Here is an 11,718-nt window from a genome sequence, read left to right on the forward strand (position 1 = left end):
TCCGGCCGCCGGCGCGACCGTCAAGGTCCTGCTCGCGGACGACGAGGCGGTGGTCTGAAACGGTCACCTTTCGATCCTGGCACGGTCGCCGTGATGCGTGAGCCCCTGCCCTGGGGCTTCGCCCCCGGACCCCCGCTGCCCACCGGGGTGCGTCTTGCGCTGCGCGCGCGGCTGCGGGTCCGCTGCGCGGTGCCTACCGGGCTGCCCCGTGAGCTTGGTGCGCGACTGCGGGTTGCGTCGTGGCTGGTCGCGCAGTTCCCCGCGCCCCTGATGGGGCGTGCCTTTGCGTCCTGCCTCCCCCGGGCAGGGCCGCCGTCGCGGTGCCCATTGCGGATACCGTCAAAGACGTGAGCCGTACAACCGTCCGCGACGTCCTCCTCTGGGTGGCCCTCGTCGTACCCATGGCCGCCACCGCGAGCCTGGGCCTGAGCGAGCCGCGCCCGTGGTGGCAGTCCGCGGTGGCGGGCGCGGTGCTCGCCGTCGCGGTGGCCGTGTCGCGGCCGCGTCCCGCGCTCGCGCTGCTGCTCGCCGCGGGCCTCGGGCTCGCGGCCTCGCCGTCGCTCTTCACCCTCTCGTACGGGCCCGCGCTCGCCGTCCTCGCCTACCTGCTGGGGCGCCGCTCGGCGCGGGTCCGTCCGGCGCTGTACGCGCTCGCGGCGACCGCTGCGGCGGGCACACTGCTGGTCGTCGGCCGGGGCTTCGACCCCGTCGTGGAATGGCTGGTTCTGATCGGCACGCTGCTCTTCGGCGCGCTCTTCCCCTGGCTGGTGGGCCGCTACCGCCGCCAGTACCACGAGCTGGTGGCCGCCGGGTGGAGCCGCGCGGCGCAGCTGGAGCGCGAGCAGGTGATCGTCGCGGATCGCGCGCGGCTGCGCGAGCGCGCGCGGATCGCGCAGGACATGCACGACTCCCTCGGCCACGAGCTGAGCCTGATCGCCTTGCGCGCGGGCGCCCTCCAGGTGGCGCCGGGCCTCGGCCCGGAGCAGCGCGCGGCCGCCGCGGAGCTGCGCGGGGCGGCGTCCTCCGCGACGGACCGCCTCCGCGACATCATCGGCGTCCTCCGCGACCCCACCACGACCCAGGCGGCACCCGTGCCCCCGCTGACCCCGGTGGACGAGACGATTCCGGCCCTGGTGCACCGCGCGGCGGCCTCGGGGATGGCCGTCCGCCTGCGCTCGGAGGGTCCGGAGGACGCCGTGCCCGTCATGGTCGAGCGCGCCGCGCACCGCGTCGTGCAGGAGGCCCTGACGAACGCGGCCAAGCACGCGCCCGGCGCCGAGGTGACCGTGACCGTGACCGTCGAGCACGGTGCCGACGAGGCCGCCGTGACTGCCGTGACCGTTGTCAACGGCCCGCCGCCCGACGGGCCCGCCCGGCCCCCCGGCACGACCGGCGGTACCGGCCTCGTGGGGCTGCGCGAACGCGCCGCGCTGGCAGGCGGCACCCTCACCGCGGAGCCGTACGACGGCGGCTTCCGCGTCGCGGCCCGCCTGCCGCACACCCCGCCCGAGACCGCTGCCGCGGCTTCCCCACCGGATGCGTACGGTGGCGCCGACACGCTCACGGCCGCCTCCGAGGCCGGGGACCTCGACGCCTTCGCCCACGCGCGGCGCGCCTCGCGGCGGCGCGTCGTCCTGCCGTTCGTCGCCGTCGGAGGGTGCGCCGCCGTCTTCGTCGTGGCCGCGTTCGGCTGGTACGCGTACATCAAGGCACACTCCGTCCTGCGGCCCGCCGACTTCGCCGGGCTGCGCGTCGGCGCGTCGTACGCCGCCGTCGAGCCCGTCCTGCCCGACCGGCGCGTGGCCGCCCCGCCCGTCGGGCGGGCCGTCGCGCCGCCGCCCGAGGGCGCGCAGTGCCGGTACTACCGGGCGAGCGGCGAGCTGTTCATCAGCGTCGACCACTTCCGGCTGTGCTTCCGCGACGGGCGGCTCGTGGCCAAGAGCATGATCCCGAGGGTCGGCACGGCCGAGGTCGTGGAACAGGAGGAGAAGGAGTGGGTGCGGTGACGGGGCACGCAGAAGGCGCGGAAGAGACGGAAGAGACGGAAGAGACGGAAGAGACGGAAGAGGCTGCCGGAGAGGCGCTCGCGGCATCCGGCCCGGCATCCGGTCCGGCCGCCGGCGCGACCGTCAAGGTCCTGCTCGCGGACGACGAGGCGATGATCAGGGCGGGGGTCCGGGCCATCCTGGCCGCCGACCCCGGCATCGAGGTCGTCGCCGAGGCCGCGGACGGCCGGGAGGCCGTCGAGGCGGCCCGCGCGCACCGCCCCGACGTGGCGCTGCTGGACATCCGGATGCCCCGGCTCGACGGCCTCGCCGCGTGCGAGGAGATCCGCCGCACCGTTCCCGGCACGGCCGTCGCGATCCTCACCACCTTCTCCGAGGACGCCTACATCTCCCGCGCCCTGGGCGGCGGTGCCACTGGCTTCCTCCTCAAGTCCGGCGACCCGTACGAGCTGATGGCCGGGGTGCGCGCGGTGGCCGACGGCGGGGCCTACCTCTCCCCGAAGGTCGCCCGGCACGTCATCGCCGAGCTGGGCGGGGAGCGGCTGATGCGCGGCGCCGCCGCCCGCGCCCGGATCGCCGGGCTGACGGTCCGCGAACGCGAGGTGCTCGCGCTGCTGGGGGAGGGCCTCTCCAACGCCGGGATCGCCCGCCGCCTGCACCTCGTCGAGGGCACGGTCAAGGGCTACGTGAGCGCCGTACTGGACCGGCTGGAGGTCGGCAACCGCGTACAGGCCGCGATCGTCGCGTACGAGGCCGGACTGGTCGCGGGCGCGTGAGCGCGCTGTGACGGGGGTGCTGCGGCAGGGGTGCTGCAATGGGGACCACGAGCGGGAAGCGGGACACCGGGGTGAACGAGAGCCGGAGCACTGAAATGGACGAAGCAGACGAAGCGGACGAGAAGCCGGGCAGTCGGGCAGCCGGACAGCACCGGCCGTCGTACGAGATCCGGGCGGCCCTCGACGCGCACACGACCATGACCCTCGCCTACGCCGACGAGGACGGCCCACAGGCGTGTGCCGTCCTCTACGCGCCGACGGAGGCACCCGACGGTGCCCCTGTCCTCCTCTTCGTCACCTCTGTCACCACGCGCCACGGACGCGCGCTCCTCGGGAGCGCCCCCGTGGCGTTCACCGCCCAGCGCGACGGCCAGGAGTGGACCGCTCTGACGGGGCTTCAGGGGCGCGGCGTGTGCCGCCGCCTGGAGGGCGAGGAGCGCGCGGCGGCGTGGCGCGCGTACGCCGCGCGCTATCCGTACGTCGACCGGGACGAGCGGCTCAGGCAGGCGATGGAACGGACCGGCCTGTGGGAGCTGCGCCCCGGCTGGCTGAGGCTTGTCGACAACGGACAGGGGTTCGGACACAAGACGGAGTGGACCCGCCACCCCATCGTGTGAACAGCTGTCACGCCCTGACGAAGAAGCTCAGGCTCCCCCCGCGCGCCCGCTCCACGAGCGCCGTCCCGCGGCGTACGAGCAGCCGGGCGCCGAGCAGTGCGACGACCGTGCCGAGGACCAGGCCCGCGGCCACGTCGTGCGGGTAGTGCACACCCAGGAAGACCCGGGAGAAGGCGACCAGCAGCGCCATCGGCACCACCAGCCACGCGGTGAGCGGCCGTGCGAGGAGAATGCCGGTCGCGAGGGCGGCGGCGAGCGTCGCGTGGTTGCTGGGGAAGGAATAGTCGCCCGGTGCGGGACAGGCGGCGATCGACCTCACCGCGTGGGTCACCGTCCGGCACGGCCGGTCCTCGTCGACCAGCGCTTTCACGATTTCGCTGATGCCGTAGGCGACGGCCGTGGTCACCGGTACGAGCAGTGCGAGCGCGACCCCACGGGCACTGCCCCGGCGGGCCGTCCACCAGACCACGAGCGCCACCGCCATCAGCAGCAACAGCCCGGCCTGGGTGCCGACTTCCGCCAGCTTGTGCACCCAGCCCGGGGTGCTGCGCGCGTATTCGGTGATGTCACGGTAGAGAGCGTCGTCCATGGTTCCGAGAGCGTACGGAACGTCACTTCCGGGCCACATCGGGCGATCGGCATACGGCGCATCTGACTTTCGTCAGGTTCCGACAACAGGAAATACCGTTGACGCGAGCAGATGATAGGAAAATCAGGCACCCACCCGGCGGGTACTGGCTGGTGCCCCGCCCGATCTCTCGTAGAGTCTTCGCGTGGGATCTCTGCGCAATCCGATCGGGCCGCTTCCCTCCTCCATCTATTGGCGGCGGAGGGGAGTTGCGCTTGGCCTGCTCGGTCTTCTCGTACTGCTGGGGTTGTGGCTTTTCATTTTCGGGGGTGACGGCGGCTCCGGGGGAGGTAACCAGGGGCAGCAGGGCAGCTCGGACGCGAAGGGCCCCGCCGACACGACGATCACGCCCGGGCCCGCGCCCTCGGGCCCGCACTACACCCAACGACCGGGCGGCCGGGGCGATTCGGGTACGGGCGGCAGTACCGGCACCGGCGACCACGCCGACATCGGCGGCGGCGCGGGTTCCGCGGGCGGTTCCGGTGGCTCCGGCGGCAGTGGCGGCGGCGTACTCGGCACCGGCGACGGCAAGGTCGTCCCGGCGAACTCCTCGCTGCCCGACTGCACGTCAGGATCGGTGCGGCTGACGGTGCGCACCGTCAAGGACTCCTACGGGCCGGACGAGAAGCCCAAGTTCGAGATCGTCGTGAAGAACTCCGGCGGCCGGGCGTGCAAGGTCGACTTCGGGTCGTCCGCGGCGGTGCTCACCATCGTCGCCGTCGACGGCGACGACCACGTCTGGTCCTCGGGCGACTGCCCGCGCGGCCGCGGCGCGGTGCTCATCGAGCTTCCCGGCTCGGGCGAGACGAAGCGGACGCTGGAGTGGGACCGCAAGCGCAGCGTCCCCCAGTGCGGGACCCCTGCCGGGGGCTCTTCGGCGGGTGACGGCACGTATCGGGTCGAGGTGAAGGTGGCCGGGGTGACGGAGAAGCGGGAGTTCTCTCTGGAGAAGGGCTAAGCGCTCCGCTGGAAAACCGGTACGTCAACCGCGGGTGCGTCGTGGCTGGTCGCGCAGTTCCCCGCGCCCCTGACGGGGCACGGTCCTTACGGGGCTTCGCCCCGGCGGGGTCGAGGGGCGGAGCCCCCGTGGGGGTTTGGGGGCGGAGCCCCCGGAAACACTCCCGGCCCTCACCCCCACCAAGCCCGTCCGGCGTTTGAGGACGCGGCCGGAGGCCGCTCCCGCCGCTGGGGGCACCTCCCGGACGAAGTCTGGGGGAGGCAACGGCGAGGAGCCCGGCTGCGGCGCCGTCAGACGTAACGTTCCAGGATCGACGACTCCGCCAGGCGCGAGAGGCCCTCGCGGACGGAGCGGGCTCGGGCCTCGCCGACGCCGTCGACGGTCTGGAGATCGTCGACGCTCGCGGCGAGCAGCTTCTGCAGACCGCCGAAGTGGTCCACGAGCCGCTCGATGATCGCCCCCGGCAGTCGCGGGACCTTCGCCAGCAGCCGGTAGCCGCGCGGCGACACCGCCGAGTCCAGCGTCTCGGGCGAGCCGCTGTAGCCCAGGGCCCGTGCCACGATGGGCAGTTCGAGCAGCTCGGCGTGGGTGAGGGAGTCCAGCTCGGACAGCGCTTCGGGCACCGTACGCGTGCGCTTGGCCGTCGGCTCGGGGACGTAGTCGCGCACGACCAGGTCGCGCTCGGGCTCGACGCCGGCGATCAACTCGTCCAGCTGGAGGGAGAGGAGGCGGCCGTCGGTGCCCAGTTCGACCACGTATTCGGCGATCTCCGTGGCGATGCGGCGGACCATCTCCAGCCGCTGGGACACCGCGGTGACGTCCCGGACTGTCACCAGGTCCTCGATCTCCAGGGCGGAGAGCGTGCCCGCGACCTCGTCGAGGCGGAGCTTGTAGCGCTCCAGGGTGGCCAGCGCCTGGTTGGCGCGGGACAGGATCGCGCCCGACTCCTCCAGGACGCGCCGCTCCCCGCCCACGTACAGCGCGATCAGCCGCATCGACTGGCTGACGGAGACGACGGGGAAGCCGCACTGGATGGAGACGCGCTGCGCGGTGCGGTGCCGGGTGCCGGTCTCCTCGGTGGGGATCGACGCGTCCGGCAGGAGCTGCACGCCCGCCCGCACGATCTTGGTGAGGTCCTTGTCGAGGATCAGCGCGCCGTCCAGCTTGCAGAGCTCGCGCAGCCGGGTGGCCGTGAACTCCACGTCCAGGACGAAACCGCCGGTGCACATCTGCTCGACGGTCTTGTCCATGCCGAGGACGATGAGCCCGCCGGTGTTGCCGCGAAGAACGCGCTCGAGGCCGTCGCGCAAGGCCGTGCCGGGCGCGACCGCGCTCAGCGAGGCGCGCATCAGACCGTCGGCACCGGAGGACCCCCCGGCCTTGCCGGGGCCCGATGCCCGGTCGTTGGCTGCCACTGCACTCCTCCGGTCGCAAGGTCAACGGTGCCGCAGGCCGCCCTGCCGTCCGTACGTACGGGCGAGACCAGGGCAAAGTCTACTGGCGCATTCCGGCGTCCAGCCTATTAAAGAGGGCCTGCCTCCGGTTCAGACAGGGCTCTCTTCCGCCACGGCCGTCCGGCCGGCTGTGCGCCGGTTCTCCCGGGGTACCCGCTTGGGCAGCACTCGAAGCGCCTCGCCTATGTCCGCGACCTCCACGACGCGCATCCCGCTCGGCACCTTTCCGGGGTCGCCCGGCACCAGCGCGTGGGTGAAGCCCAGGCGCGCCGCCTCCGCCAGCCGCCGCTGCACGCCCGTCACCCGGCGGACCTCGCCCGCGAGGCCCACCTCGCCGATGGCCACCAGGTTCTTCGGCAACGGGGTGTCGCTCGCGGCACTCGCGAGCGCCAGCGCCACGGCGAGATCCGCGGCCGGCTCGGACAGCTTCACGCCGCCGACCGTCGCGCTGTAGATGTCCCGCTTGCCGAGGGCGCTGATACGGCCCCGCTGTTCGAGTACGGCCAGCATCATCGACACGCGCGAGGTCTCCAGGCCGGAGGTCGTGCGCCGGGGCGAGGGGATCTGCGAGTCGACCGTCAGCGCCTGCACCTCGGCGACCAGCGGACGGCGGCCCTCCAGCGTCACCGTCAGACACGTGCCCGGCACGGGCTCGTCGCGCCGGGTGAGGAAGAGGCCGCTGGGGTCCGCGAGCCCGGTGATGCCCTCGTCGTGCAGCTCGAAGCAGCCGACCTCGTCGGTGGCCCCGTAGCGGTTCTTCACCCCGCGCACCAGGCGCAGCCGGGCGTGCCGGTCGCCCTCGAAGCTCAGCACCACGTCCACCAGGTGCTCCAGCAGCCGCGGACCGGCGATCGCACCGTCCTTGGTGACGTGACCGACCAGCAGCGTCGCCATCCCGCGCTCCTTGGAGGCACGGATCAGCGCGCCCGCCACCTCGCGCACCTGCGCCATGCCGCCCGGCGCGCCGTCGATCTCGGGGGACGCCACCGTCTGCACCGAGTCCAGGATCAGCAGCGAGGGCTTGACCGAGTCGAGGTGCCCCAGGACGGCCGAGAGGTCGGTCTCCGCGGCGAGGAACAGGTTGTCGTCCAGGGCGCCGATCCGGTCGGCCCGCAGCCGGACCTGGCTCGCCGACTCCTCACCCGTCACATAGAGCGTGCGGTGCTCCGGGGAGGCGGCCTTCGCCGCGACATCCAGCAGCAGCGTCGACTTGCCGACGCCTGGCTCGCCCGCCAGCAGCACCACCGCCCCCGGCACGAGACCGCCGCCGAGCACGCGGTCCAGCTCGTTCACGCCCGTGCTGCGCGCGGTGGCCCGGCGGCCGTCGACCTGCGCGATCGGCAGCGCGGCCGACGTCACCCGGCCGGGCGCGGTCGTCCGCACCGCGGGCGCGCCGTACTCCTCCACCGTGCCCCACGCCTGGCACTCGGGGCACCGGCCGAGCCACTTGGCCGTGGTCCAGCCGCACTCCGTGCAGCGATAGGAGGGACGGTCCTTGCCGGACGAACGAGAGGTACGGGCAGCCATGGCGTTCACGGTATCGGCACCCACTGACAAGGCGGCGCCCGAAGGGGGATGACTCGGGGATGACTCGGGGACGGCCCATGGGTGCCGCGGCGAGCCGTGGACCTGGCGTCCCCTTTTGAGCGAGAAGCTCACCCGAACGGGTTAATCCTCCGCCCGCAGCGAGGACGCGGGCCCGCCGTCGTCCTACCGTCGCCGCAATGATGAGCAGGAGGCCCGAGCCCCCCACGCACGCAACCGGCGCGCACCGCGTCGCCCGAGGTGCGCCGCGCGCGGCCCGCACGGGCCAGGAAACGCTCGTACAGGGGCCGCCCGCGCGGTACGAGCCGTACCTCGACGGGCTGTTCACCTACTGCCTGTCCGTGCTGTACGAGCACGAGGCCGCCACGGACGCGCTCGGCGAGGTGCTCATGATCGCCGAGCGCCGCGCCGACCGCGGCCCCGCCGCCGACGAGGCACGCCGCTCCTGGCTCTACGCCCTCGCCCGCTGGGCGTGCCTGCGCCGCCTCGCCGTACCGGCCGCCACGGACGCCGGTACGGCCGGTACGGCCGGTACGACGTCCCCTGCGGCGTCCTCCATCGACGAGCGCCGCCGCGCGGAACTGGCGCTGCTCGCCTGGCCCGAGGCCGCCGGGACCACCGCGGAACAGCGCGAGGCACTCGAACTCGCCGTCCGGCACGGCCTCTCCGCGCACGAGGTCGCGGCCGTGCTCCGCATGGAACCCGACGCCGCGCGCACCCTGCTGTCCAGCGCCGCCTGCGAGGTGGAGCGCACCCGTACCGCGCTGGCCGTCGTGGAGTCGGGCCGCTGTCCCGTCGTGGCCGGGTTCGCGGGCGACACCCGGGTGCTGCTGGGCGCTTCGCTCCGGCGCGAGCTCGTCCGACACGTCGACGACTGCGCCGACTGCCGCCGTACCGCCGAGCGGGCCATCGCGGGCGGTCCCTGGCCCGGCACCTCGGCGTCGACGGACGCGTTGCCCGTCGTCCGGGCCCCGCGTCCCGAGGCACACGCCGCGATGCTGCGCGCCGGGGGCGCACGTCAGCAGCGGGAGCGGGGTTCGCTGCCGCCGCCGAACCCCCGCTTCGACCGGCGGGGCTTCCCGGTGGAACCCAAGGACCGCGCCGCACGCCGCAGCCGTCTGCGCGGCCGGGCCGTCACCACCACGGTCGTCGTCACCGTCGTGGCCGCCCCGGTCCTCGCCCTGTGGGCCGCCTACCGGGGCGCACCGGAGACGGGGGAGGGATACGGCCGTCCGTCCGTCTCCGCGGAGGAGGCCGAGGGGCACGCCCAGTACCCGCCCCCGTACGGCGAGGAGAACGGCTCCGCCCGCACACCGGTCGGGCCGCGCGCGGCACCGGGGAGCCCCCTGGCCGAGGTGTCCGTCGCGGTGGTCGGCCCGGACGGCAGGCCCGTACCCGACGTCCCGCAGACCTCCGCGCCGGGCCCCGGGCGGCTCACGATCACCGCACAGCCGAGCGGTGCCGCCACGCTGATCACACTCACCGCGAGCGGCGGAGAACCGGTCCCGTGGTCGATGACCACGAACGCGCCCTGGCTGCGCCTGAGCCGGACGGGCGGCGTGCTGTGGCCCGGGCAGTCGTTCACGGTGCTCGCCGAGATCGACCGCGACACCGAGCCGAGGGGCCCCTGGAACGCGCGGGTGGCCGTGGCACCGGGCGGCACGATGGTCACCATCGAAGGCCGGGGCCGCCAAAGCAGCGCCCCGTAAGGGGCGCGGGGAACTGCGCGACCGGCCAGAAACGACCCGCAGTCGCGCGCCAAGCGCAAGAGGCACCCCGGTAGGCGCACCGGGGCCCGGGGCGGAGCCCCGGAAGCAGGGTCCTGGGGGCGCAGCCCCCAGGAAACATCCCTACGGTTCCCGACGGTCCGCCGGATGCGGAGCGAGCGGCAGCAGTGCCGCCATTCGCTCTTCGCACAGCGCGACCAGCGTCCCGTACGCCCCCTTGCCCATCAGCTCGACGAGCTCCGCCCGGTACGTCACGTACACCGGCTCGCCCGCTCCGTGCGCGGAGCGGGCGGACGTGCACCACCAGTGCAGGTCGTGGCCGCCCGGGCCCCAGCCCCGGCGGTCGTACTCGCCGATCGAGACCTGGAGCACCCGCGTGTCGTCCGGCCGCTCGATCCAGTCGTAGGTGCGCCGCACCGGCAGCTGCCAGCAGACGTCCGGCTTGGTCTCCAGCGGCTCGCGGCCCTCCTTGAGCGCCAGGATGTGCAGCGAGCAGCCCGCGCCGCCCGCGAAGCCGGGGCGGTTCTGGAAGATGCACGAGCCCTTCCAGCGGCGTGTCTGCCGGTCGCCGTCCTCGTCGACCTGCGTCCAGCCGGTCGTCGTGCCTTCCTCGTGGAACTGCCAGATGTCCGGTGTCAGACGCGCCACATGCCCGGCGACCCGCTGCTCGTCGTCCTCGTCGGAGAAGTGCGCGCCCAGCGTGCAGCAGCCGTCGTCGGCGCGCCCGGCCTTGATGCCCTGGCAGCCGCTGCCGAAGACGCACGTCCAGCGGGAGGTGAGCCAGGTCAGGTCGCAGCGGAAAACCTGCTCGTCGTCGGCCGGGTCGGGGAACTCGACCCAGGCACGGGCAAAGTCGAGCCCGACCTCGTCCGGGACGGTCTCGGGGGTCTTGGCGCGCTTGCCCGGGGCCTTGGCCGCCTCGCCGAGGGTTTTGTCGGGCTTCGCCTTCTTCGTCTTTGCCACCCTTCAAGACTATGCGCCGCGGACGACCGCAGTAGCGTTCAGGCCATGAGACTCGGTGTCCTCGATGTGGGTTCGAATACGGTCCATCTGCTGGTGGTGGACGCGCATCCGGGCGCCCGCCCCCTGCCCGCCCACTCCCACAAGGCCGAACTGCGCCTCGCGCAGCTCCTCGACGACGACGGCGCGATCAGCGAGGCCGGGATCGACCGGCTCGTCGCCGTCGTCCAGGACGCCCTCCAGGCCGCCGAGGACAAGGGAGTGGAGGAGGTCCTGCCGTTCGCCACCTCCGCCGTACGGGAGGCCGCCAACGCCGATGCCGTCCTCACCCGCGTCCAGAAGGAGACCGGCGTCACGCTCTCCGTCCTCAGCGGTGAGGAGGAGGCACGGCTGACCTTCCTCGCGGCCCGCCGCTGGTTCGGCTGGTCGGCGGGCAGGCTCCTGGTGCTCGACATCGGGGGCGGCTCCCTGGAGACCGCCTACGGCATGGACGAGGAGCCGGACGTGGCCGCCTCGCTGCCGCTGGGCGCGGGCAGGCTCACCACCGGCTGGCTGCCGGGCGACCCGCCCGACCCGACGGACGTACGCGCCCTGCGGCGGCACGTACGGGCGCAGATCGCCCGGATCGTCGGCGACTTCGCCCGGCACGGCGCGCCCGACCACGTCGTCGGCACGTCCAAGACCTTCAGGCAGCTCGCCCGGATCGCGGGCGCCGCGCGCTCCACGGAGGGGCTGTACATCCAGCGGTCGCTCACCCGGAAGTCGCTGGAGGAGTGGGTGCCGCGGCTCGCCGCGATGACGGCCGCGGAGCGGGCGCGGCTCCCCGGGGTCTCGGAGGGACGAGCTCCGCAGCTCGTGGCGGGGGCGCTGGTGGCGGAGGCGGCGATGGATCTGTTCGGCGTCGACGAACTGGAACTGTGCCCGTGGGCTCTGCGGGAGGGCGTCATTCTGCGGAAGCTTGACCACTTGCCGTAGCGCTCCGCTGGGTTTGCCGTTTTCGTCTGCGGGTGGGTGGGGCTTCTCGCGCAGTTCCTCGCGCCCCTGGGT

The 11,718-nt window shown here is 73.7% G+C and carries 10 protein-coding genes; 6 read left to right on the forward strand and 4 right to left on the reverse strand.

Annotation, left to right across the window (positions count from 1 at the left end; translation table 11 throughout):
• Nucleotides 1–347 precede the first annotated feature (347 nt).
• The 3 genes from K6I34_RS20220 (at nucleotide 348) to K6I34_RS20230 (ending at nucleotide 3,399) form a co-directional block, all read left to right on the forward strand.
• A complete protein-coding gene (locus K6I34_RS20220) occupies nucleotides 348–2,006 on the forward strand; it encodes a histidine kinase (protein ID WP_229327715.1) in 1,659 nt (552 codons plus the stop codon).
• Nucleotides 2,007–2,137: 131 nt separating this feature from the next.
• Entirely contained in the window at nucleotides 2,138–2,782 is a 645-nt protein-coding gene (locus tag K6I34_RS20225) for a response regulator transcription factor (RefSeq protein WP_275127107.1), read from the forward strand.
• 95 nt (nucleotides 2,783–2,877) lie between these two features.
• Nucleotides 2,878–3,399, forward strand: a complete 522-nt coding sequence (locus tag K6I34_RS20230; protein WP_229327716.1) for a pyridoxamine 5'-phosphate oxidase family protein — start codon at nucleotides 2,878–2,880, stop codon at nucleotides 3,397–3,399.
• Nucleotides 3,400–3,406: 7 nt separating this feature from the next.
• Here K6I34_RS20230 and K6I34_RS20235 read toward each other — a convergent pair whose 3' ends face one another.
• Nucleotides 3,407–3,988: a phosphatase PAP2 family protein gene (locus K6I34_RS20235; RefSeq protein ID WP_229327717.1), complete on the reverse strand. Its 582-nt coding sequence runs from the start codon at nucleotides 3,986–3,988 to the stop codon at nucleotides 3,407–3,409.
• Nucleotides 3,989–4,274: 286 nt separating this feature from the next.
• On the opposite strand from K6I34_RS20235, the gene K6I34_RS20240 reads away from it, so the two are divergent.
• Complete coding sequence (locus K6I34_RS20240; RefSeq protein ID WP_238489405.1) at nucleotides 4,275–4,985, forward strand: hypothetical protein; 711 nt, start codon at nucleotides 4,275–4,277, stop codon at nucleotides 4,983–4,985.
• A gap of 290 nt (nucleotides 4,986–5,275) precedes the next feature.
• Here K6I34_RS20240 and disA read toward each other — a convergent pair whose 3' ends face one another.
• The gene (gene disA, locus K6I34_RS20245) at nucleotides 5,276–6,400 is read right to left on the reverse strand and encodes a DNA integrity scanning diadenylate cyclase DisA (protein WP_121801635.1); all 1,125 of its coding nucleotides are present in this window, start codon (nucleotides 6,398–6,400) and stop codon (nucleotides 5,276–5,278) included.
• A 129-nt stretch (nucleotides 6,401–6,529) separates the two neighbouring features.
• Nucleotides 6,530–7,966 (reverse strand): DNA repair protein RadA, encoded by a 1,437-nt coding sequence (gene radA, locus K6I34_RS20250; protein ID WP_229327719.1) that lies wholly within the window; start codon nucleotides 7,964–7,966, stop codon nucleotides 6,530–6,532.
• A gap of 197 nt (nucleotides 7,967–8,163) precedes the next feature.
• Here radA and K6I34_RS20255 point away from each other — a divergent pair, with 197 nt between their 5' ends.
• Nucleotides 8,164–9,693, forward strand: coding sequence for a sigma-70 family RNA polymerase sigma factor (locus K6I34_RS20255; protein WP_229327720.1), 1,530 nt, complete (start codon nucleotides 8,164–8,166; stop codon nucleotides 9,691–9,693).
• Between the two features lie 141 nt (nucleotides 9,694–9,834).
• Here K6I34_RS20255 and K6I34_RS20260 read toward each other — a convergent pair whose 3' ends face one another.
• The gene (locus tag K6I34_RS20260; protein WP_229327721.1) at nucleotides 9,835–10,674 is read right to left on the reverse strand and encodes a hypothetical protein; all 840 of its coding nucleotides are present in this window, start codon (nucleotides 10,672–10,674) and stop codon (nucleotides 9,835–9,837) included.
• Between the two features lie 45 nt (nucleotides 10,675–10,719).
• On the opposite strand from K6I34_RS20260, the gene K6I34_RS20265 reads away from it, so the two are divergent.
• Nucleotides 10,720–11,646 carry a Ppx/GppA phosphatase family protein gene (locus K6I34_RS20265; RefSeq protein ID WP_229327722.1) on the forward strand — a complete coding sequence of 309 codons (927 nt, stop codon included), beginning with the start codon at nucleotides 10,720–10,722 and terminating at the stop codon, nucleotides 11,644–11,646.
• The last annotated feature ends 72 nt before the right edge of the window (nucleotides 11,647–11,718 follow it).

This window comes from Streptomyces sp. UNOC14_S4, assembly GCF_020740835.1.
Classification (GTDB): domain Bacteria; phylum Actinomycetota; class Actinomycetes; order Streptomycetales; family Streptomycetaceae; genus Streptomyces.